Annotated in this window: 20 protein-coding genes; 14 read left to right on the top strand and 6 right to left on the bottom strand. The window is 34.8% G+C overall.

The window, feature by feature from the left end:
• Positions 1 to 90 precede the first annotated feature (90 nt).
• From uxaC to VB798_RS18355, 10 genes are all read left to right on the top strand, one after another.
• On the top strand, positions 91 to 1,500 hold the full coding sequence (uxaC, locus tag VB798_RS18400) for a glucuronate isomerase (protein WP_323261013.1): 1,410 nt from the start codon (positions 91 to 93) through the stop codon (positions 1,498 to 1,500).
• Between the two features lie 92 nt (positions 1,501 to 1,592).
• Positions 1,593 to 2,621 carry a sugar kinase gene (locus VB798_RS18395; RefSeq protein ID WP_323261011.1) on the top strand — a complete coding sequence of 343 codons (1,029 nt, stop codon included), beginning with the start codon at positions 1,593 to 1,595 and terminating at the stop codon, positions 2,619 to 2,621.
• Between the two features lie 85 nt (positions 2,622 to 2,706).
• Positions 2,707 to 3,720, top strand: a complete 1,014-nt coding sequence (gene fbp, locus VB798_RS18390) for a class 1 fructose-bisphosphatase (protein WP_323261010.1) — start codon at positions 2,707 to 2,709, stop codon at positions 3,718 to 3,720.
• 17 nt (positions 3,721 to 3,737) lie between these two features.
• A complete protein-coding gene (locus VB798_RS18385; RefSeq protein ID WP_323261008.1) occupies positions 3,738 to 4,412 on the top strand; it encodes a bifunctional 4-hydroxy-2-oxoglutarate aldolase/2-dehydro-3-deoxy-phosphogluconate aldolase in 675 nt (224 codons plus the stop codon).
• Between the two features lie 131 nt (positions 4,413 to 4,543).
• The gene (locus VB798_RS18380; protein ID WP_323261006.1) at positions 4,544 to 5,824 is read left to right on the top strand and encodes an MFS transporter; all 1,281 of its coding nucleotides are present in this window, start codon (positions 4,544 to 4,546) and stop codon (positions 5,822 to 5,824) included.
• A gap of 219 nt (positions 5,825 to 6,043) precedes the next feature.
• A complete protein-coding gene (locus VB798_RS18375) occupies positions 6,044 to 7,693 on the top strand; it encodes a M14 family metallopeptidase (protein WP_323261004.1) in 1,650 nt (549 codons plus the stop codon).
• Between the two features lie 44 nt (positions 7,694 to 7,737).
• Positions 7,738 to 9,483, top strand: coding sequence for a M14 family metallopeptidase (locus VB798_RS18370; RefSeq protein WP_323261002.1), 1,746 nt, complete (start codon positions 7,738 to 7,740; stop codon positions 9,481 to 9,483).
• Positions 9,484 to 9,497: 14 nt separating this feature from the next.
• Positions 9,498 to 10,037, top strand: a complete 540-nt coding sequence (gene hslV / locus VB798_RS18365; protein WP_184131466.1) for an ATP-dependent protease subunit HslV — start codon at positions 9,498 to 9,500, stop codon at positions 10,035 to 10,037.
• A gap of 225 nt (positions 10,038 to 10,262) precedes the next feature.
• Positions 10,263 to 10,898 (top strand): peroxiredoxin, encoded by a 636-nt coding sequence (locus tag VB798_RS18360; protein WP_323260999.1) that lies wholly within the window; start codon positions 10,263 to 10,265, stop codon positions 10,896 to 10,898.
• A gap of 79 nt (positions 10,899 to 10,977) precedes the next feature.
• Positions 10,978 to 11,766, top strand: coding sequence for a glycoside hydrolase family 25 protein (locus VB798_RS18355; protein WP_323260997.1), 789 nt, complete (start codon positions 10,978 to 10,980; stop codon positions 11,764 to 11,766).
• 85 nt (positions 11,767 to 11,851) lie between these two features.
• Here VB798_RS18355 and VB798_RS18350 read toward each other — a convergent pair whose 3' ends face one another.
• From VB798_RS18350 to VB798_RS18330, 5 genes are all read right to left on the bottom strand, one after another.
• Positions 11,852 to 13,045, bottom strand: coding sequence for a glycosyltransferase (locus VB798_RS18350; protein ID WP_323260995.1), 1,194 nt, complete (start codon positions 13,043 to 13,045; stop codon positions 11,852 to 11,854).
• A gap of 20 nt (positions 13,046 to 13,065) precedes the next feature.
• Complete coding sequence (locus VB798_RS18345) at positions 13,066 to 14,166, bottom strand: glycosyltransferase family 4 protein (protein ID WP_323260993.1); 1,101 nt, start codon at positions 14,164 to 14,166, stop codon at positions 13,066 to 13,068.
• 43 nt (positions 14,167 to 14,209) lie between these two features.
• Positions 14,210 to 15,502 (bottom strand): aminopeptidase P family protein, encoded by a 1,293-nt coding sequence (locus tag VB798_RS18340; protein ID WP_323260991.1) that lies wholly within the window; start codon positions 15,500 to 15,502, stop codon positions 14,210 to 14,212.
• 13 nt (positions 15,503 to 15,515) lie between these two features.
• Positions 15,516 to 16,280: a class I SAM-dependent methyltransferase gene (locus tag VB798_RS18335; RefSeq protein WP_323260989.1), complete on the bottom strand. Its 765-nt coding sequence runs from the start codon at positions 16,278 to 16,280 to the stop codon at positions 15,516 to 15,518.
• 134 nt (positions 16,281 to 16,414) lie between these two features.
• Positions 16,415 to 17,182, bottom strand: coding sequence for a 3-keto-disaccharide hydrolase (locus VB798_RS18330; protein WP_323260987.1), 768 nt, complete (start codon positions 17,180 to 17,182; stop codon positions 16,415 to 16,417).
• Between the two features lie 131 nt (positions 17,183 to 17,313).
• Between VB798_RS18330 and VB798_RS18325 the strand changes: the two genes are divergently transcribed.
• Both VB798_RS18325 and VB798_RS18320 read left to right on the top strand, forming a co-directional pair.
• Complete coding sequence (locus VB798_RS18325) at positions 17,314 to 17,838, top strand: hypothetical protein (protein WP_323260985.1); 525 nt, start codon at positions 17,314 to 17,316, stop codon at positions 17,836 to 17,838.
• Positions 17,839 to 17,866: 28 nt separating this feature from the next.
• Positions 17,867 to 18,274, top strand: coding sequence for a hypothetical protein (locus VB798_RS18320; protein ID WP_323260983.1), 408 nt, complete (start codon positions 17,867 to 17,869; stop codon positions 18,272 to 18,274).
• 58 nt (positions 18,275 to 18,332) lie between these two features.
• On the opposite strand, the gene VB798_RS18315 is transcribed toward VB798_RS18320, so the two are convergent.
• Complete coding sequence (locus VB798_RS18315; RefSeq protein ID WP_309918619.1) at positions 18,333 to 18,488, bottom strand: hypothetical protein; 156 nt, start codon at positions 18,486 to 18,488, stop codon at positions 18,333 to 18,335.
• Positions 18,489 to 18,774: 286 nt separating this feature from the next.
• On the opposite strand from VB798_RS18315, the gene hisS reads away from it, so the two are divergent.
• Both hisS and VB798_RS18305 read left to right on the top strand, forming a co-directional pair.
• Complete coding sequence (hisS, locus tag VB798_RS18310) at positions 18,775 to 20,130, top strand: histidine--tRNA ligase (RefSeq protein WP_323260981.1); 1,356 nt, start codon at positions 18,775 to 18,777, stop codon at positions 20,128 to 20,130.
• A gap of 125 nt (positions 20,131 to 20,255) precedes the next feature.
• Complete coding sequence (locus VB798_RS18305; protein WP_323260980.1) at positions 20,256 to 21,659, top strand: energy transducer TonB; 1,404 nt, start codon at positions 20,256 to 20,258, stop codon at positions 21,657 to 21,659.
• The last annotated feature ends 2 nt before the right edge of the window (positions 21,660 to 21,661 follow it).

Genomic DNA, 21,661 nt, shown 5'->3' with positions numbered 1-21,661 from the left:
TGAGTATCGAGGATTGATTTTCAATTTTAAGATTCAAAATCAATCCTCGTTTATTTAATTTCTCAATACTAAATCAAAATTTTAACAAAAATGCTGTACACGAAGACATTCTTAGACGAAGATTTCCTTTTACAAACTGCAACTGCTAGTAAACTGTATCATGAGTTTGCTAAAGAGATGCCAATTATTGATTATCATAACCATTTGCCACCAGACCAAATTGCTCAGAACAAAAGTTTTGGAAATTTATCACAGATTTGGCTTTATGGCGACCACTACAAATGGCGTGCAATGCGTGCGAATGGTATCAATGAAAGCTATTGTACAGGTGATAAATCTGATTATGAGAAGTTTGAAAAATGGGCTGAGACGGTTCCATATACAATGAGAAATCCTTTGTATCACTGGACTCACCTTGAATTACAGCGTTATTTTGATGTACATGAAATTTTAAATCCATCGTCGGCTCGTAAAATTTTTGATGAGTGTTCTGAAAAATTACAGTCACCAGAATATGCCGTTAGAGGTTTATTAAGTAAAATGAATGTAAAAGTTGCCTGTACTACAGACGACCCTTTAGATTCATTAGAATATCACCAAGCTATTAAAGAAGATGGAACTTTGGATACTAAAGTATTACCAACATTTCGTCCAGACAGATTTATTTTAATTGATAATCCTAATTATGCTTCATTCATTGAGAAATTAGGAGTACTTGTCAATACTGAAATCAGTAGTTTTGAAGCTTTAGTTTCAGCTTTGAAAACTCGTGCAGAATTCTTTGCTTCAATGGGTGGAAGATTAGCTGACCACGGTTTGGAGCAAATTTATGCAGCAGATTTCACCGAAGAAGATGCTAATAAAGTATTGAAGAAAAAAATAGCGGGCGAATCAATCAGTGCTGAAGAGTCTCTATTATTCAAATCGGCAATTTTACATCAATTAGGTGTAATTTATCATGGATTAGGTTGGACTCAGCAGTTCCACTTAGGTGCTTTGAGAAATAACAATACTCGTGCAATGCGCTTATTAGGTCCAGATACTGGTTGGGATTCAATCGGAGATTTCTCTCAGGCAGCTTCTTTATCTAAGTTTTTAGGTCGTTTAGATGAATACGACCAATTGGCGCAAACAATTATTTACAACCTTAACCCACGTGACAACGAGTTAATGGCAACTATGATTGGAAATTTCAATGATGGTTCTGTAGCTGGTAAAATTCAGTTCGGTTCTGGTTGGTGGTTTTTAGACCAAAAAGATGGCATGGAAAGACAAATGAATGCATTGTCGAACATGGGATTATTGAGTCGCTTTGTGGGAATGTTAACAGATTCACGTAGCTTCTTATCGTTCCCTCGCCATGAATATTTCCGTAGAATTCTTTGTAATTTATTAGGAAACGAAATCGAAAATGGTGAATTACCAAACGATATTGAATGGATCGGTAAAATGGTTCAGAATATCTGTTATAATAATGCAAAGGAGTATTTTAAATTTTAAATTGATGTAAGCTTTGAGCTATTAGCGATGAGAAATGAGCGATGAGTTCTTAAGCTCATGGCTAGAGGCTCACAGCTCACTGCTGATATATCATGAACAAAGTTTGTTGTTTCGGAGAATTATTATTGCGTCTTTCACCAAAAGCTAATGGCGTTTGGATAAAAGAAACCTCAATGCCAGTTTTTGTAGGCGGAGCAGAATTGAACGTGGCTACGGCTTTAGCAAATTGGGGAATCAATGCGAGTTATTTTACGGCATTACCTGAAAATTCTTTAGCGAACGATATTAAAAATTACATAGCTGATAAAGGCATTGATACTTCGGTTATAAATACTTCTGGTGAAAGAATTGGAACGTATTATCTTCCACAAGGAGCTGATTTAAAGAATGCAGGAGTGATTTATGACAGAGCATACTCTTCATTTGCCTCTTTGAAAGTTGGTCAAATTGATTGGAAAACAGTTTTGAAAGATGTTTCTTGGTTTCACTTCAGTGCCATTAGTCCAGCTTTAAATCAAGATGCGGCCGATGTTTGTTTGGAAGTATTGAAAGTAGCCTCAGAAATGAATATTACTATTTCTGTAGATTTGAATTACCGTTCAAAACTATGGAAATACGGCAAAAAGCCAACTGAAATTATGCCAGAATTAGCACAGTATTGTGATGTAATCATGGGTAATCTTTGGGCCGCCAATACTTTATTAGGGATAGAAATTGACCCATTATTATTAACAAGTTTGGAAAAACAGGATGCTTATGATTATCCAGCACATGGGAAAGCAACTTCCGAAGCCATTCAAAAGGCATTTCCAAAATGTAAATTTGTAGCCAATACGTATAGATTTGATCACAACAAAACGGGCATTGAATATTATACAACTCTTTTTACAGAGGGAAATCAATATCAGTCACCAGTATTTTTTGCTGATTCAGTAGTAGATAAAATCGGAAGTGGAGATTGTTTTATGGGAGGCTTAATTTATGGTTTATCTCAGAAACAAGAAGCTCAAGAAGTAATCAATTTTGCCGCTGCCGCTGCTTATGGAAAACTCCAAGAGTACGGCGATGCAACCCAACAAAAAGTGGAAGCAGTAAAATTAATTCTTGAAAATTACCTTTAGTCATTGACGTTTACGAGTTGTATTCAAAACCAGCTCGTAAACTTGAAATAACCTATTTGTTTAACAATTAATATTGGCTTTTTTTATGAAAAATGAAAACTTAGCTTTACCTGTTGGTATTACTTTAGATCGATTCATTATGCGCAATCAAGAAGCATTTCAATTTGCTTCTGGGGAATTGTCGCAATTATTGAGAGATATTGCTTTGGCAAGTAAAATCCTGAATCGAGAAATCAATCGTGCTGGATTGGCTGATGTAACAGGGCTGTTAGGTTCGCAAAATGTACAAGGTGAAGCCCAACAAAAATTGGATGTCATTGCTGATATTCGTTTTTTGAGAGCCCTTAAAAATGGTGGAGAAGTTTGTGCTATCATTTCGGAGGAAGAACCCGAAATCATTCTGACTGGAAATAATCATGCTAAGTATGTCGTAGCAATTGACCCGCTGGATGGTTCATCGAATATTGATTCTAACGTTTCAATTGGTACAATTTTTTCAATTTTTCGTAGAAAAACACCTATCGGTTCAGTACCTTCTTTAAAGGATTGTATCCAAAGAGGTGACGAGCAAGTAGCGGCTGGGTATATTTTATATGGTTCTTCAACCATTTTAGTTTATACAACTGGTAAAGGAGTAAACGGATTTACTTATGATAATTCTTTGGGAGAGTATTTCCTTTCTCATCCACAGATGCAAGTAAATCAAGAAGGAACAATTTTCTCTTGCAATGAAGGTAATTTCTATGATTTCCCTGAATGTATTCAAGAGTATTTGACAGAGTGTAAACAAAAAAGATACTCAGGTAGATACATTGGTTCTTTGGTTGGAGATTTTCATAGAAATCTTTTGAAAGGTGGAGTATATTTATACCCTCCAACTCGTCATAACCTTGATGGTAAATTAAGGTTACTTTATGAATGTTTACCTCTAGCTTTTATTATTGAACAAGCAGGAGGAAAAGCTTCGGACGGTAAACAGAGAATTTTAGAAATACAGCCTCAAAATCTTCACCAACGCTCGCCATTATACATTGGTTCGTCGAGCATGGTTGAAGCCATTGAGGAATGCTGTAAAGAAATGGACAAACAATTTTCTTAAAAAATTAAAAAACAAGCATGGCTTTTTTTCAACCCAAAATATTAAATCAATTACTGGCTGATTTTCCAGTAGTTCCAGTGTTTTATCATGAAGACATTGCGTTAACTCAAAATGTAATCAAAGCTTGCTACGATGGTGGAATGCGTGCTTTTGAGTTTACCAATCGTGGAGCAAAAGCCTTAGATGTTTTTAAAGCGATTTACCCTTTTATTCGTGAGAATTGCCCAGAAATGGCATTAGGGATTGGTACAATTTTTACAGTAGAACAAGCTAAAATTTTTATAGAAGTTGGTGCTGATTTTGTTGTTCAACCTGTCATCACAGCAGAAGTTGGAGCATTTTGTCAAGAAAATGCAGTAGCTTGGTTTCCAGGAGCAGCTACTTTGAATGAGATTTACTCAGCTACGCAATTAGGTGCAGAAATCGTGAAGATTTTCCCAGGAAACGTTGTTGGCCCTGGTTTTGTAAAATCAATGAAAGGACCAATGCCAAACGTGAAAGTAATGGTAACGGGTGGCGTAGAACCTACAGAAGAAAGTTTAAAACAATGGTTCTCTGCTGGTGTAACAGCGGTAGGAATGGGTTCTCAGTTATTCCCTGCTAGTTTATTGGCAAGTGCTAAATTTGATGAATTGACTCATACAGTAGCCTCTTTGATGGAATATGTTGAAGGTTTAAAATCTAAAAAATAATCTTTTAAATTAAGTAGTCTATGGAAAATGAACGATGTTTTTTGTGAATAAATCAATATTTCAGACCTGTTCACCATTCATCACTCATCATTCATAACTCTTATTTAGCTTACCTCATTTTATAAAAATTCATGGAAAATACCCTAGGTAAATACCGTTGGAGAGTAGTAGCGTTGCTATTTTTTGCGACCACAATTAGTTATCTTGACAGACAAGTAATTGCTTTGTTAAAACCAACACTAGAAAAAGAATTTAGCTGGACTGAAAGTGATTACGGTAATTTAGTGATGGCATTTCAAGCAGCTTATGCCGTTGGGTTAATGATTTTTGGTGGATTTATTGATAAAATTGGTACAAAATTAGGTTATGCTATCGCTGTAGCTTGGTGGAGTACTGCGGGTGTTTTAACAGCTTTTGCCGGAAGTACTTTTGGTTTTGGCGTATTTCGTTCATTATTAGGTTTGGGCGAAGGTGGAAATTTTCCAGCAGCTATCAAAAGTGTAGCAGAATGGTTTCCTAAAAAAGAAAGAGCTTTAGCTACTGGTATTTTTAATTCTGGTGCTAATATTGGTGCAGTAGCGGCTCCTTTAATGGTTCCGTTTATTTTAGCTACTTTTGGTTGGCAGGTTGCTTTTATCATTACTGGTGGTGTCGGTTTTATTTGGTTAATTTTTTGGTGGATTGGCTATGAATTACCAGCTAGACAAAATAAATTATCTAAAGAAGAATTATTGTATATTCAGTCAGATAATGAACCAGATACTTCGCATGAAGAACCAGTAAAATGGGTAAATTTGTTAGGCATTCGTCAGACTTGGGCATTTATTTTTGGTAAAATGCTTACTGACCCAATTTGGTGGTTTTTCCTTTACTGGTTACCATCTTATTTTTCAGAAACTTTTCAATTGGATTTAAAGAAACCAAGTTTAGAATTAATCGTGGTTTATACTGCAACTACCATTGGAAGTATTGGCGGAGGTTATATTTCTGGTTATTTAATCAAAAAAGGTTGGCCAGTATTCAAAGCTCGTAAAACAGCGATGTTGAGTTTTGCTATTGCGGTTGTTCCAATCGTTTTTGCACAATATTGTACAAACATTTGGCAAGCTGTAGTGTTAATCAGTTTAGCAGCTGCGGCTCACCAAGCTTGGAGTGCAAATATTTTTACTACAGCCTCTGATATGTTTCCTAAAAAAGCCGTAAGTTCGGTAGTTGGTTTAGGTGGTATGGCAGGTTCAATAGGAGGTATTTTATTCCCATTAATCGTAGGTTATTTATTAGATACCTACAAAGCGCAAGGAAATATTACTGCTGGTTATAATATTATTTTTATCTTGTGTGGTGGTGCATACCTTTTAGCATGGGGAATTATGCACTTGTTTAACCCAAGAAATAAACAGGTAGTCATTTAAAATATTAAATTGGATAATAGTAGAGTGTTTACAGGTATCGCAGCTAATGTGATACCTGTTTTGTTTTATGGCTTTTCCGATTCTATTTCATCTTCTGTTTATCTCCTTATAACTGCGAACTTGGGCTATACATCTAATCTCATAAGATAGAATAGTAAAAGTCGATGCAAAGAAGTATTTTGCGTTAAATTACATTTCAAACAAACTTCATAACAAAATATGAAAAAACTATTCCTTTTGTCGGGTTTATTGTCGATTTCAATATGGACATCCGCTCAAAATTCTTACCAAAACCACACACAGCTTTCTGCAAGAATCAAGGCATTGAGTTCAAAATTTGCTTCCAATGTTACTCTTCAATCTATCGGAAAAAGTAAAGGCAATCGAGACATTTGGGCTTTAGCAATCAGTAAAGGCAATGCAAATAACAAACCTGCTATTGCGATTATTGCGGGTGTAGAAGGTACTCATTTAGCAGGAACAGAATTGGCGATACAAATGGCTGAAAAATTGGCTGGAGCAAGTACAGATTCTATTGCTAAATTATTAGATTCCAAAACGTTTTACTTTATTCCAAGTGTGAATCCTGATGCTCAAGAACAGTTTTTTGCAAAGCTAAAATTTGAAAGAGGAGGGAACGATACAGAAACTGATGATGACCGTGATGGTTATATCAATGAAGACTCTTTTGAAGATTTGAATGGTGATGGAATTATTACACAAATTCGTGTGGAAGATCCAACTGGGAATTTTATCATCAGTAAAGAAGACCCAAGAGTATTGATAAAAGCCGACCCAGCAAAAGGTGAAAAGGGCAAATATTTATTATTGACAGAAGGTATTGATAATGATAAAGATGGTTCTTTTAATGAAGATGGAATCGGAGGCGTGAATATTGATAAAAACATGACTTACGATTATCCAATTTTTACACTAGGTTCTGGTGATTTTGCAGCTTCTGAACCTGAAACAAAAGCTTTATTGAGTTTCTTGTACAAAGCAAATAACATTTTTGCAGTACTTACTTTTGGTCCTGCGAACAATTTAACAGAAGCAATAAAATTTGATAGAAGTAAAACTGCAAAGAGAATTATCACAGGTTTACTTGAAAAAGATGCAAGTGTTGGTGAGCAAATTTCAAAATTATATAATGCTCAAACGGGTTTGAAAGACGCTCCAGTTTTGCCACAAACAAAAGGAAATTTCTCACAAACTGCTTATTTTCATGCAGGACGATTCAGTTTTACAAGTCCGGGTTGGTGGGCACCCAAAGTACAAGTAGCGAAAGATTCTACCAAAAAAGAAGTAAACCCGTTGGCAAAAGCTTCTGATAATGAAGAAATTAAATATTTAAAATGGGCAGACTCACAAAAGCTAAGCAATGTTTTTGTGAATTGGCAATCAATAAAACATCCGGATTTTGTGGGTAAAAACGTAGAAGTAGGAGGAATCGCTCCTTATGCAAAAATGAATCCTCCTGTAAATTATTTAACAGAATCTGCGAATAAACATTTGAAGTTTGTATCTGCTTTAGCATCTCAAATGCCTGAATTACAAATTGTTGATGTTAATGCTGAAACTGTTTCGACGGGACTTACTCGTGTTTCTATCAAAGTAATCAACACAGGTTTATTACCAACTTATGCTGAAATTGGCGACAAAGTGCGTTGGGTTCAGAAAGTAAAAACTGAATTGAAATTAACAGGAAATCAAGCAATTGTTTCTGGCAAGAAAATTAATTTAAGAAGTGCTTTAGCTGCTGGCGAAACACAAGAATACTCTTGGTTAATCAGTGGAAATGGTTCAATCAGCATTGAAACAGGTTGCCCAACAACTGGGGTGAAAACGGTAAATGTTAGCTTGAAATAATTGTAAGGCTACTTAAACGTTCAATTTAAATTCGAAATAAATCAATGAAAAAATATATCATCTTAATTCTTTTAACCTGCTCGTTTTCAGTTTTTTCTCAAGAGAAAATTCAGAATGATGACCTTACTGGTTTAAGAGCTATTGGCTCACCAGCGAACCCAAAAGTAAAAATGGCTTGGAATCATTATAATGATTATGCCATGATTACGAAATTCTGTCAGGATTTAGCCAAAGCGTATCCCGATTTAGTAAAAGTAGAATCGATGGGAAAATCCTATCAAGGCAAAGAAATGTGGGTATTGACTATCAGTGATACCAAAACTGGCAATGTAGCTAGGAAACCAGGTTTTTATATCGACGGAAATATTCACTCAAACGAAATTCAAGGAACAGAAGTAGCCATGTACACAGCTTGGTATTTGGTTGAAAACTTTGCTTCAGTACCATTTATCAAGCAATTATTACAAGATAAAGTATTTTATATTACTCCAACAATTAACCCTGATGCTCGTGAAGATTTCTTGAAAAATCCTAACAATGCCAATTCTCCACGTTCGGGTATGATGGCGATGGATGATGATGGCGACGGACAAGCTGACGAAGATAAGTATGATGATTTAGATGGTGATGGCAACATTGTCATGATGCGAAGACGTTCGGCGACGGGTCGTTGGAAAGTAGATCCAGAAAATCCGCAGAGAATGATTCCTGTTAAAGCGGATGAAAAAGGAGACTACGAAATGCTTGGTTATGAAGGAATTGATAATGATGGCGATGGTTTAATCAACGAAGATGTTTTGGGATATTATGATCCGAACCGTGATTGGGCTTGGAATTGGCAGCCAGATTACGTGCAACGTGGGGCATTATTTTATCCGGGAACTTTGTCAGAAACACAAAATATCAAGAATTTTATCATGACTCATCCAAATATTGCAGGTGCGCAGAGTTATCATAATAATGGTGGGATGTTTTTGCGTGGACCGGGTGCGGAAGAAGATGCACCTTTTTATTCAACACAAGATGCATCGGTATATGATTACTTCGGAAAGATTGGTGAAAAAATGAATCCGGGTTATAAGTACTTTGTGATTTATAAAGATTTATATACTGTTTATGGAGGTGAAATAGATTGGTTGGCTTTAGGAAGAGGAATTTTTACTTTCTCTACTGAGTTGATGACTTCTTATAAATTATTCAATAAAACTGCCGAAGAGGGTCGTTTCCAAAATAATGAATTTGATGAATTCAGTCGTTTGATGTTGTTTGGCGATGCTTATGTTACTTGGAAGCCTTTCAAACATCCACAATATGGTGATATTGAAATTGGTGGTTCGAAGAAAAATTATGTAAGAGCGCATCCGGGTTTTTTATTGGAAGAAGATGCTCATAGAAATATGGCTTTTACAATTTTACACGCTTCACAAATGCCGAAATTAGATGTATTAGAAGTAAAGCAAAAAGCTTTGGCGGGTGGTTTTACAGAAGTAACGGCTACAATTGTAAACGAAAAAGTAATTCCAACGCATTCGGCACACGATGTAAAATACAAAATTGAACGTCCCGATTTTATCAGCTTAAAAAATGCAACGGTTGTAGCTGGAATGATTGTTGAAAATGAAGATACAAATCTTACAAAAGAACAAATCAATAATCCTCAAACAATTGCTGTTCCAAGTATTCCGGGAATGGGAGTTGTAAAAGTACGTTGGATTGTTAAAGGTAAAAGTGATAAATTTACTGTCGAAATCGATAGTAAAAAAGGTGGACTGGTGTCTAAAACCTTGTAAAATAATTACCTAAAATGGAAAAAATTAGATCTACAACCGTTCTGGCGGTAGTGCATAATGGCGAAGTAGCGATTGGTGCAGACGGACAAGCGACGATGGGAAATACCGTTGCGAAAAATCATGTGCGAAAAATCAGAAAAATGTTAGATGGGAAAATCGTAACTGGTTTTGCGGGTTCAACGGCTGATGCTTTTACTTTGTTGGAGCGTTTTGAAGAAAAATTAAATGCTTATGGTGGCAATATGAAGCGTGCAAGTATCGAATTAGCTAAAGATTGGCGAACAGACCGTTATTTACGCAAGTTGGAAGCTATGATGATTGTGGCTAACAAAGAAGAAACCTTAATTATTTCAGGAACTGGTGATGTGCTTGAACCAGAAAATGGTATTGCGGCCATTGGTTCAGGAAGTAATTATGCACTTTCGGCAGCGTTGGCAATGCGTAAACATGCGCCTCATTTAAGTGCGGAGGAAATTGTTCGTGAAGGATTGACCATCGCAGCAGATATTTGTATTTATACGAATCATAACTTTATTATTGAAAAGCCAGTGTAGGTTTTCGGATTTCGGTCGTTGGCTTTCAGATTTCAGCTTTTTGATTATTTACTTTCATTATATAATTAAATCAGAAAGTAGCGTTGAAATCTGAAATCTGATGACCGAGAGCTGAAAGCCGACTTCTTAAAAAAATATCAATTAGCCAGTATCTTGAAACCTTTTTTTTGCTAATCTTGTATTCCAATAGAGTAAGTATTTATAAACTTTAAATTGATTAAAACTATGTCATTAAGATTAGGAGATATCGCACCCGACTTTACGGCGGAAACAACTCAAGGAACGATTAATTTTCATGAATGGATTGGTGATTCATGGGCTTTACTTTTCAGTCACCCAGCAGATTTTACGCCAGTTTGTACGACTGAATTAGGCAAAACAGCTTTATTAAAAGGTGAATTCGAGAAAAAAGGAGTAAAAGTAATTGCAGTTTCTGTAGATGATTTAGACTCACACAATAAATGGGTTCCAGATATTGAAGAAGTAAATGGTGTTAAAGTGAATTTCCCAATCATTGCAGATGCAGACCGCAACGTGGCTACTTTGTATGATATGATTCACCCAAATGCTTCTGAAAAAGCAACTGTTCGTTCGGTATTTATTATCGGACCAGATAAAAAAGTGAAATTAACACTTACTTATCCAGCTTCAACGGGACGTAATTTCCAAGAATTATTAAGAGTAATTGATTCACTTCAATTGACGGCTAATTACCAAGTGGCTACTCCAGCAGACTGGAAAGATGGTGAAGATGTTATCATTACGCCAGCTGTAAAAACAGAAGATGCAGCGGCTAAATTCCCAAAAGGGTTTACAATCATCAAACCTTATTTGAGAACAACGCCTCAACCTAACAAATAATCGTTGAATGATTTAAAATCATTGACTAGAAAAGGCAAGAAGATGAAATATCTTTCTTGCCTTTTTGTATTTTTGTGACATGAATTATCTAAAACTACTAAGAAAGCGTTATCGGTTACTCCCTCGAACTGTAAGGATTGTACTTATTTCTATACTTTTCCTTTTTCTGTCTTTTGTCGTTTATATTAGCTTACGCCCTAATCCTAATGGTTGGACGAAAGTATCCAAATTAGGAATTACTTTGCCTTTGCGCTATAAAATTCATGGCATTGATGTCTCGCATCATAATGGTGTTATCAATTGGAAGAAAGTAAAAAAAATGAGGTTTTCGGAGGAAGATTTAAAACTAGGTTTTTGCTTTCTGAAAGCAACCGAAGGTATGAGCCATGCCGACCGCCAGTTTGAAAGAAATTGGGAACAAGTAAAAAAGAGCGGCCTAAAACGGGGTGCTTACCATTTTTATATCGCTTGGCGTGAGCCCGTTGGACAAGCTAAAAACTTTATTAATTCTGTAGATTTGGAAGAAGGAGATTTGGCACCAGTATTGGATATTGAACAAAATTCTTTGAAACCCGACAAACAAATTATTGAAGAATTAGAAACTTGGTTGGAAATTGTTGAAAATCATTACCACAAAAAACCAATTATTTATACGAATCCCAATTTTTATAAGAAATTTATTAAAGGGAATTTTGATGATTATCCGCTTTGGATTGCAGATTATTCAAGAGAAAGTTTGAAAGGTTATAATTCCAATCTTTGGTTTTGGCAACATAACCAACGTGGCTGGTGTGAAGGTGTAAAAGGTACAGTAGATTTTAATGTTTTTTTAGGTACTCAAGAAGATTTAGAAGATTTGTGTCTCTAAACTTTTAGTAATGAGATATTAATTTTGAGTTTTTTTGATTATAACAGGCTGAAAATCTCTACGCTCACTGCTTATAACTTAAAGCTCAAAAACTATCAAGAATCACTTTTGCATAATTTTTTGCTTGATTCAAATCAGCAAATTCTTTCATACTTTTTTGATTACCAATTTGTGAATTGCTATTTAGAAGAGCTTCTAATTTATGTTGAAAATCATCTTCAATGGCTTCGTCGATAAGTAAGCCTAACTGTTTTTCAGCTGTAATTTTTCCCATCAAGCCATAATTAAAAGTAATTAAAGGTTTTTGCGCACTGGCTGCTCTTACCATAATGGCACTCATGCCGATGTGTTTTTGGTACAAAGCCAAAATATAATCTGATACTTCAAAAAAAGACTGAATATCCTCGTCGGCTACAAAATGGTTGCGAGTAATAACTTGTACGCTGTTTTTTTGCTGGAGTACAGCAAGCTTTTGTTCGAAGAGCGATTTTTCTTGTGCATCCCAAGGACCAACAATCAATAAACAAACATCTTTTGCTTTACCATCAGAGAGTTTTGCGAAAGTATCCATTACTGTTGAAATACCTTTTCTATCATCTAAATGCCCAAAAATTAAGAATACTTTCTTGCTTTCAGTAATTCCCAATTCTTCCTTTATTAAACGAATAGATTTTTTGTTAGGATAAACTTGTACGGGGTCTGGCAAGAATTTAACTTTGTCGCTTCTCCAATTTTGTTGAATAAAATCAACGGCAAAAGGGTCAAGACAAAATAAAGTACTTAAAGCTTTTCGATGTAAAATGGCTTTAAGCAACAAATATTTACGCCAAAAACTAATCTTTTCTTTTACAGAATTAACAGGATAATTAACTAGCGTTGGCCTAAACAAAATGCCTGAAATTGGACAAATCGGTTTTTGTTCGGTTAAACAAGCCAGTTGAAGATGGTCGAAATACATCATTAAAATGTGAATGGCTTGTAAGTTTTTAGCATACTCAGCGCAAATTGTCCATTCTAATTTTGCTCTTTTGATTACATCACTTTTGCTATTTTTCCAGTCGTTATAAGTTGTTTCTGAGGTACTTAACCATTCAATATTTTCTGCTGAAGTATTTTGAATAATGGCAGGATGCTTTTCAAAAAAATCTGGATTCACCAAAACAGCTAAACGAAAATCATATTTTTCATTTAAAAAATGAATTAGCAAATGATACAGATAGCCGGGATGATGTCCGCTGGCATCAGGTTCAAAGATTAAAACTGTTTTTTGAAAAGACATGAGATGATAAGTGTTTGCTGCTACAGAATACTTTTATAAACATTTAAGGTTTGGGTAGCTGTTTTTTCAGCAGAGAAGTATTCCTGACGAATCGTACCTTTTTGAATAAGACTTTTTCTTAAAGCTTCATTCTGAATAATTTCGGTGATTTTATCAGCGATATCTTCTTGATTGTTGGGGTCGAAATACAAAGCTGCATCTTGGGCTACTTCTGGAAAACAGGAAGTATTACTCAAAACCACTGGACAAGCACAAGCAAAAGCTTCAAGGATTGGAATTCCAAAACCTTCGTACAATGAAGGATAAACGAAAGCGATAGCATGTTGATACAAGTAAAAAAGCGTATCGTCGCTCTGAAAACTAAATTGTTTTACTTGATTTTGTAAATCCAAACTCGCTATGAATTCATGTTCAGTTTTATTGAAATCGCCACCACCTGCACAAAGTAAAGAGACGTCTGAATGTTCTTTTAAAACAGAGGCTATTGATGTAACAAAACCAGTAAAGTTTTTATAGTCATTTCTAGCACCAACATATAGCAAGTATTTTTCAGGTGTTTTTACTTGAAAATCTTTGGGCAATTCATGATTTCTGAACGAAGTAGCATGATAAATTACTGCTATTTTTTCAGGCTTTATTTGATAAAACTCTAATAAATCTGCTTTGGTATTTTCAGAAATAGCAATAATTTTAGCGGCTCTGTTCAGCAAATCCTGTTTCTGTGCATGACTTGCATTATCGATGTGATTTAGGTTAAATCGCTCTTTGATGCAATCGTGATAGGTCAATACAAAAGGTTTTTTCCCTAAATAATTGAGGTAATAATTATGAAAAAAAGTAGGATGAAAAACATCAAATTTACCTCTTTGAAGCTGTACAATACTGTTTAAACGGTTGGTTCTGGAAACCAACATATTGGTAGGCATAAAGCCAAAAATATGCTTAAACTTATTTGGGCGACGAACAGAACTATTTTTTAAATATTCATTATTTGAAAAAGGTAAGGATAATTTCACGCCGACACCCATTTCAAGTAAAGATTCCATCAAATCATGAAAATAGCGAGCCACGCCTCCATATCTCTGTCCTGTAAATGCTTGATGGTCGTAAAGTATTCTCATATTTATTTTTAAGTCACTACTCATCTCAATTAATGCACAGTTCTTAAATCTTATTCATTAAAGCTTCAATTTCATCTGCTTCAATTGGAATATTTGCCATTAAATCGATGTTACCATCTTCTGTAATCAAAATGTTATTTTCTAAACGAATGCCTAAACCTTCTTCACGAATATAAATTCCCGGTTCAATTGTAAAGACCATCCCTGCTTCAAAACGACGGTACTTGTTCCAAACATCATGAACATCAAGTCCTAAATGATGTGAAACGCCGTGCATAAAGTATTTTTTGAATAAAGGAGCTTCTGGATTTTGCTTTTCAACGTCTTCACGAGTAAATAAGCCTAAGCCGATAAGTTCTTCTTCAATGAATTTCTCAACAGCTTGTTGATATTCATCCCATAAATTGCCAACAACTAAAATTGATTTAGCAAATTTAAAAGCACGCAAAACCGCATCATAAACCTGACGTTGGCGTGGTGTAAATTTGCCATTTACAGGAATTGTTCTGGTCAAATCAGCATTGTAATTACCATATTCAGCGGCAACGTCTAGTAAAATAACATCACCATCTTTACATGGACGACTGTTTTCGATATAATGCAATACGCAAGCATTGGCGCCAGAAGCAATAATTGGCTGATAAGCAAAACCTTTTGAACGATTTCTTACGAATTCATGTAAAAGTTCTGCTTCAATTTCATACTCAGTAACATCTGGTTTTACAAAATTCAACAATCTTCTGAAACCAAGCTCAGTAATACGCATTGCTTCGCTCAATTGCTCAATTTCAATTGGATTTTTGATGACTCTCAATTGGTGCATCAACGGAGCAACTCTTTCAAATTTATGCAAAGGAAAATGTTCTTTTGCCCATAAAATGAATTTAGCATCACGAGTTTGAACAACAGAATGATTACGAATATGTTCGTTTGAATTCAAGTAAATATGTTCTGCTTCAAAGACCAAAGTTGTTAAAACAGCCTCAAACTGGCTCATCCAATAAATACTTTGCACGCCTGAAACTTCACGAGCATGCTCTTTTGTGTATTTATAACCTTCCCAAATGGCAATTAATTCTGAGGTTTCTCTCAAAAATAATACTTCTCTGTGCGCAGGATTTGGACTATCAGGAAACAATAAAAGAATAGATTCTTCTTGGTCGATTCCTGAAAGGTAAAATAAATCTGAGTTTTGTTGAAATCCCATCGTTCCGTCTGCATTAGTTGGCATTGGGTCGTTGGAATTAAAAATAGCAATAGATTTTGGTTTTAAAAGTTGTGCTAAACGCTGACGGTTTTCAATGAATAGCGAGTTGTTGATGGGTAAGTATTTCATATTTTAAAAGATATTATTTCTGGCACAAATAAATAATTTCGTCTTTAGGCAAAGCAAATCTTTTGATTTGGTCTGGTGGCATATTTACGCCAAACTTATCTTCTGTTACTTTCCAGCCACCTTGTTCTAAGCGTTTGTTATAATCTCTTCCGTAAATTCTAAAATGGTCATCTTGCTTGAAAAGACGCTCACGTTCTTTAGGGTCTGTAATGGTTTTGTCTTCAAAAGTAGTAGCCAAACTCCAATCTTGTGGCGACTGCATAATTGCCCAGCCTGTAGGTTTTAATACTCTTCTCATTTCTCGCATACATTGAATATCGTCTTCAACGTGCTCTAAAACGTGATTGCAGAATACTACATCAAAAGTATTGTCTTCAAAAGGAATATGGTGCAAATCCATTTTTACTTTAGCTAAAGGCGATTCAATATCAGCAGTGATATAATCCAGATTTTTCATTTTCTCGAAACGGTCGATGAAACAATATTCTGGTGCTACGTGTAACACTTTCAGTTTTGCTTGAAAGAAATTCGTTTTTTGTTGTAAATACATGTACATCAAACGGTGGCGTTCTAATGCCAAACAGTTTGGACATAAAGCATTGTCTCTTGGCTCTAAACGACCATAAGGAACAAATTTTGAAAACTTAGATTTACATACTGGACAGGATACTCTAGTGCCTCTTAAAAAGATGGCATAGATTTTCATAGCAAAGTGAGAAACTAATTGAAGATATTTACGTGGAATATTTCTGAGTGTCCAGCTAATAATTGATTTCATAATTTAAACTTGAAACGTTTTGGATTCCGTTTTGAATGATTTAAAATGTTACAAACTAAAAAAGGGAATGATTTTTACACAAAGGTAAAAAATCATTCCCAATATCTGATTATCAAAAATCAAGAAGCTGAATACTATATTTCTCTAATCCAAATGTTGCGGTAACTTACCAAATTGCCGTGGTCTTGTAAAGAAATCGGTCCTTTTTCGTGAACTGGGTTCGTTGGTTGCCCAATATAGTTTGTTGCACCTTGAATTTTAGTATGGTTTTGTACAATAACTCCGTTGTGAATAACTGTTACATAAGCAGGAGTTTCAATACCACCATTAGCCGTAAAACGTGGAGCTGTATAGATGATGTCATAAACATTCCAATCACCCATTTTAGACGTAGCATTTACCAATGGAGCCGTTTGTTTATAAATTGAACCTGCTTGTCCGTTTCTGTAAGTACGGTTTTGATACGAATTCAATACTTGTACTTCATAAATTCCAGCAAAGAAAATACCACTGTTCCCTTTTTGCTGTCCTTTCAAGGTTTCAGGTTCGATTGGTGAACGCCATTCGATGTGTAATTGACAATCACCAAAGTGCTTTTTGGTCGAAATTGTACCTGCACCTTTTGCTACTGTCAGAATACCATCTTTTACATCCCATTTTGCAGCAGAACCGTCTTTCGCAGATTCCCAACTGTCTGCATTTTTTCCATCAAATAAAACGATTGCATCAGATGGAACAGCCCCAGGAGTCACTACTCTTACTTCTGGATCCCAGAATTCTGTCGCTTCTGGTTTATCAGGATTCTTTTGAGTAAAACGGAAATCTTGTGCATTGGCAGAATTCATTGAAAAAGCCGCCAAACTAAGGCTTAAACCCAAAATAAATTTCTTGTTGATCGTCATTGAATTATAGTTTATGTTTATTTTAATTTTAATTTGCGTAAAATAAGCTATTCTTGTTTCTGGATAAATAATCTCATGCTTTATACTGAACGGCAATATTCAAGAATATCTTGCGAAATAATAATTTATTTATGAAAATTACTCAAAGAAATTGGATAAAATTAGCTTTTCTGTGTGGATTTATGCTTTTTGTTAATACTGTTAGTGGAGGGAAAGATGCGCAGGCTGTTTTAGATTTGAATGTAATATTACGAGACAAGAAAATACAATTGGTTAGAAGTCAATTGATTAAAGGTTGGTCGATGCGTGCAAACGGAAGTAATTTTTATATAGAAAGGAATCAAGATATTTTTTTGCCACAAACAGCTTTAAAAAGTATTGATAGCAGAGCAAGTGTAGTCACTAAAACGATTGGTAAAAAGAAAGTACTGATGATGAAAACCAAAGCTTTTTTTATGATGACTGTTGAAAAAAAGCTTCCTGCCGATAAAGTCGCAATTATAAGAAATATGGCAAAAGGTGTTTATCAAACCGATTATTATACCATAATTTTATGGCAAGAACATGGTTTTACGTATTCAAAACATACGATTCCCAATAATTTAAAAGATGAATTTCAGGCAATAGAAACCCTAATAGGAGCTAGCTGGCAATGATTTTCTAAAAATATAAACGATAACCAATATGAAACCTGATATTCCTAAAAAAGCTCCCGGTCAAAAATTAGTAAAAAGAATGCCTTTACGCACCAAATGGATTTTGTGTGCCGTAATGGGTTTATTACTTTTTGGTTTTGGTATTTCAGTCGTAGGAACTGCATCAACGATTAGGGCTGAACCTAATGTGCCATTTTTTAGATGGTTTATTTGGGGACTTTATGGTTTAATTATCTCAAGTTTAGGGCTATTCTCGTTTGGACAAGCGATTCGTTTTAGAGTATTGATGGATATTAATAAGCGTTTTAGCAGGCAGGAAAAAGAAATGATGAAACAGATTAAAAAGTTAAATCATTTAGGTGAAGTACTTCGTGGAAAAGAAGATAAGAAAGAGGAGAAAAAAGCTAAAACTGGTGATAAAGATAAAAAAGAGTAAAAAAGAAAACCTCGTCTATTTAGACGAGGTTTAGATCTCTTAGAAGAAATTGTACAAATTACTTCGCAGCCTTCGCAGCAAACTCAGCTTTGATTGCCTCAATGTCCACCAATTTAATTTCTGGAGTTTGAGTCAAATGCTTAATTGCATTGATTTTGTTAGTGGCTATAGCCTTGTTTCTTCTGTCTTTTCTTTTTAGTCTTGTAACAGCCATTGCGAACAGAGTTTTAAATTGAGGTGCAAAATTAGGAATAATATCTTTTTGAAACAAACATATAGGCAATTAATAATTAGACTTTAAGATTTGATACTTTAGGATTAGGAGTAAGGTTAAGTAAAAAAACTAGTATCAATCGTCCAGAAGTCTTTCAGTCACTTAGTCTAAGAAGAAATAAAACCCATGAAGTTTCCAAAAACTTCATGGGTTTTGTAATTTTGTAGTCATTGGACAATCCTGTCCGTTTTCACGTTCTCGGGTTTATTGCCCGATTTTATACTCCATGAAACCAAGTTTAGTAAAAGGTACACGAGATTTTGGACCAGATAAAATGGTTCGTCGCAATTATATTTTTGATACAATCAAAGCTGTTTTTCAAAAATTTGGTTTTCAGCCAATCGAAACGCCAGCGATGGAAAACCTTTCAACTTTGATGGGGAAGTACGGTGAAGAAGGAGACCAATTATTATTTAAAATCTTGAATTCTGGTAATTTTTCTGAGAAAATTACACAAAATGAATTAGATGAAGGAGCAAAGAAGTTAACGTTAAAAATTTCTGAAAAAGGCTTAAAATATGATTTAACAGTTCCTTTTGCTCGCTTTGTAGTAATGAATCGCAATGATTTGGCGATGCCTTTCAAACGTTATCAGATTCAACCCGTTTGGCGTGGCGACCGCCCACAAAGAGGACGTTATCGTGAATTTTATCAATGTGATGCCGATGTAGTAGGTACTGATTCTCTGGTTTGTGAAGCTGAAATCGTATTGATGATTCATGAAGTATTCAAAAATCTTGGTATCAATTTCTCTTTAAAAATCAATAATCGTAAAATTCTTACTGGACTTTCGGAAGCGATTGGAGCGGCTGGACAAGAAGGAAATCTTGCCGTTGCCATTGATAAATTAGATAAAATTGGGAAAGAAAAAGTATTAGAAGAATTAGCCGAAAAAGGATTTTCAATGGAATCTTTGGCTAAACTAGACCCAGTTTTTGGAATTTCAGGAACGAACCAAGAGAAATTTATCAAATTAGAGGAATTATTACAAGATTCAGAAACTGGAAAAAAGGGAATCGAAGAATTACGTGCCGTTTGGAATTTGCTTCAATCTTTTGGTCAAACAGAAGAAAATATTGAATTAGACATTACTTTAGCTCGTGGACTTTCGTATTATACAGGAGCGATTTTTGAAGTAAAAGCCTTAGAGGTTCAAATGGGTTCTATTTCAGGTGGAGGACGTTACGATAATTTGACAGGTACTTTTGGTGTAGCGGGTTTATCAGGCGTGGGAATTTCTTTTGGTGTTGATAGAATTTACGATGTTTTAGAGGAATTGAATTTATTCCCTGAAAATAATTCTGTAACGACTAAATTATTACTTTGTCATTTCGGAGAAAAAGAGTTGAATTTTGCTTTGCCACTTTTGCAAAAAGCACGTTTGGCAGGAATAAATACAGAAGTTTATCCTGATGTCAGTAAAATCAAAAAACAATTAGATTATGCTGATAAAAAGAAAATTTCTTATGTCTGCATCATCGGTTCTGAAGAAATGGAAACCGGAAAATTGACTTTGAAAAACATGATTACAGGAGAACAAGAGAAATTGACTTTTGAAGAAGTAATCAGCAAATTACAATAAAACGCTTTCGGCATTAATAAATTTAATATTTGTTAATGCCGTTTTTCTTTGGAGCAACTATTATTTTATCAGATTATTTTTATTTTTGGAGATTGTTCAACCAAATCAATACAAACACCCTCAAAATGAAAAAAACACTAACAAGCATTGTTCTTACCCTCTTCTTTTTTACTTCGTTTGCTCAAAACCCTACAGAGGAAATTGACCCCATTCAAGAATTCATTAGCGCTACTACTCAAGTACCTTTCATGGCTAAAGTTGCTAATATCAAAGGAATCGTATCGGTTGCTGTTACGATGGGTGAAAATAATTTGCCAGATAAGTATGAAATAGTTCAGAACTTGACTGATGAATGTGATAAAGAAGCACTTAGAGTAGTCAAATTAATCCACCCTAAACATCTAAAAGATAAATTAGCGGAGAATAAACGAATTGTTTTAGAAGTACCTTTCTTGAATTCTTTCAATGTCTTTTATAGTAAAGGCTACCAAATGGATTATTTTGATAAATATCAAAAAAGACATTTTGGAAGCGAAGCGATGTATGCTAGAAGATATTTGGTAGATACGCTTTCTGGAAGACTTATTGGTAATGTAGAGTATTTTGTCATTAAAGATAAAATGCCATCATTGATTGAGGTTTCTAAATTACAGATTGATAGTTCTCAGCAAAATTCTTCAGAATTGATTGACAAAATTGATGCAAACAAAATTTACACACTGACAGCATTTAGCAAGTTTAAATTTCCTGCTCTGAGCCAATCTTATTACAAAAATGGAAGAGCTGTGTATCGAAATTTTAATGATGAAAACTATGAGTACTATCCAAATGGAAGGATTTCATCTTTTCATAAAATAGTAAAGGAAGATAAGTTTATCAAGAATTATACAATAAAATGGCATCCCAATGGACTGATGGCTTCAATTATTACTCATATACCAAATACAAATCAAGAAAACGATGAAGTGGCAGATAAATACCTTGCTGTTTGGGATTCATTAGGAAACCAAATTGTAAAAAATGGTGAAGGTTTTTGTGAATATTGTAAGTCAAGAAATGATGATTCTTTGGCAGAGTCAGGTTTAATAACTTCTGGGGTTAAAGATGGCATTTGGAAAATAAGAGATACAAAGGGTGAAATGGTTTATGAAGAATTTTTTGATAAAGGAGTATTTATCAAAGGGACTTTTTTTGAGAAAGAAAAACGAACTGTTTATCGCATGCAAGATGAACAAGCCTATTTTGAAGGAGGAATGCAAGCATTTTTAAAACATCTGCAACGGAACTTGAAATTTCCTGCTGAAGCTCAACGAGCAAATGCTGGGGGTAAAGTTTATGTACAATTTACAGTTCTTACAGATGGTTCTTTAAGTGATGTTAATGTCATTAAAAGTGTTGGCTTTGGTTGTGACGAAGAGGCATCAAGAGTAATAGAATTGACAAGTGGGAGATGGAATCCTCGTAAGCAAAGAGGAAAAGCCGTGAAATCAAAGATGACTATGCCGATTAGTTTTGTTACGAGTCAATAATT

This window comes from Arcicella lustrica (assembly GCF_034930985.1).
GTDB lineage: Bacteria > Bacteroidota > Bacteroidia > Cytophagales > Spirosomataceae > Arcicella > Arcicella lustrica.
Note: the sequence above shows the minus strand (reverse complement) of the source record. Positions and strands in the feature narration are given on the sequence as shown.

Excerpts from the sequence above, each read along its gene's own strand:
- VB798_RS18345 (WP_323260993.1), bottom strand. The coding sequence starts at position 14,166 with ATGAGAATACTTTACGACCATCAAGCATTTACAGGACAGAGATATGGA.
- VB798_RS18360 (WP_323260999.1), top strand. The coding sequence starts at position 10,263 with ATGTCATTAAGATTAGGAGATATCGCACCCGACTTTACGGCGGAAACA.
- VB798_RS18335 (WP_323260989.1), bottom strand. The coding sequence starts at position 16,280 with ATGAAATCAATTATTAGCTGGACACTCAGAAATATTCCACGTAAATAT.
- uxaC (WP_323261013.1), top strand. The coding sequence starts at position 91 with ATGCTGTACACGAAGACATTCTTAGACGAAGATTTCCTTTTACAAACT.
- VB798_RS18350 (WP_323260995.1), bottom strand. The coding sequence starts at position 13,045 with ATGTCTTTTCAAAAAACAGTTTTAATCTTTGAACCTGATGCCAGCGGA.
- fbp (WP_323261010.1), top strand. The coding sequence starts at position 2,707 with ATGAAAAATGAAAACTTAGCTTTACCTGTTGGTATTACTTTAGATCGA.
- VB798_RS18370 (WP_323261002.1), top strand. The coding sequence starts at position 7,738 with ATGAAAAAATATATCATCTTAATTCTTTTAACCTGCTCGTTTTCAGTT.
- VB798_RS18355 (WP_323260997.1), top strand. The coding sequence starts at position 10,978 with ATGAATTATCTAAAACTACTAAGAAAGCGTTATCGGTTACTCCCTCGA.
- VB798_RS18385 (WP_323261008.1), top strand. The coding sequence starts at position 3,738 with ATGGCTTTTTTTCAACCCAAAATATTAAATCAATTACTGGCTGATTTT.
- hisS (WP_323260981.1), top strand. The coding sequence starts at position 18,775 with ATGAAACCAAGTTTAGTAAAAGGTACACGAGATTTTGGACCAGATAAA.
- VB798_RS18395 (WP_323261011.1), top strand. The coding sequence starts at position 1,593 with ATGAACAAAGTTTGTTGTTTCGGAGAATTATTATTGCGTCTTTCACCA.
- VB798_RS18380 (WP_323261006.1), top strand. The coding sequence starts at position 4,544 with ATGGAAAATACCCTAGGTAAATACCGTTGGAGAGTAGTAGCGTTGCTA.
- VB798_RS18325 (WP_323260985.1), top strand. The coding sequence starts at position 17,314 with ATGAAAATTACTCAAAGAAATTGGATAAAATTAGCTTTTCTGTGTGGA.
- VB798_RS18340 (WP_323260991.1), bottom strand. The coding sequence starts at position 15,502 with ATGAAATACTTACCCATCAACAACTCGCTATTCATTGAAAACCGTCAG.
- VB798_RS18305 (WP_323260980.1), top strand. The coding sequence starts at position 20,256 with ATGAAAAAAACACTAACAAGCATTGTTCTTACCCTCTTCTTTTTTACT.
- VB798_RS18320 (WP_323260983.1), top strand. The coding sequence starts at position 17,867 with ATGAAACCTGATATTCCTAAAAAAGCTCCCGGTCAAAAATTAGTAAAA.
- VB798_RS18315 (WP_309918619.1), bottom strand. The coding sequence starts at position 18,488 with ATGGCTGTTACAAGACTAAAAAGAAAAGACAGAAGAAACAAGGCTATA.
- VB798_RS18375 (WP_323261004.1), top strand. The coding sequence starts at position 6,044 with ATGAAAAAACTATTCCTTTTGTCGGGTTTATTGTCGATTTCAATATGG.
- hslV (WP_184131466.1), top strand. The coding sequence starts at position 9,498 with ATGGAAAAAATTAGATCTACAACCGTTCTGGCGGTAGTGCATAATGGC.
- VB798_RS18330 (WP_323260987.1), bottom strand. The coding sequence starts at position 17,182 with ATGACGATCAACAAGAAATTTATTTTGGGTTTAAGCCTTAGTTTGGCG.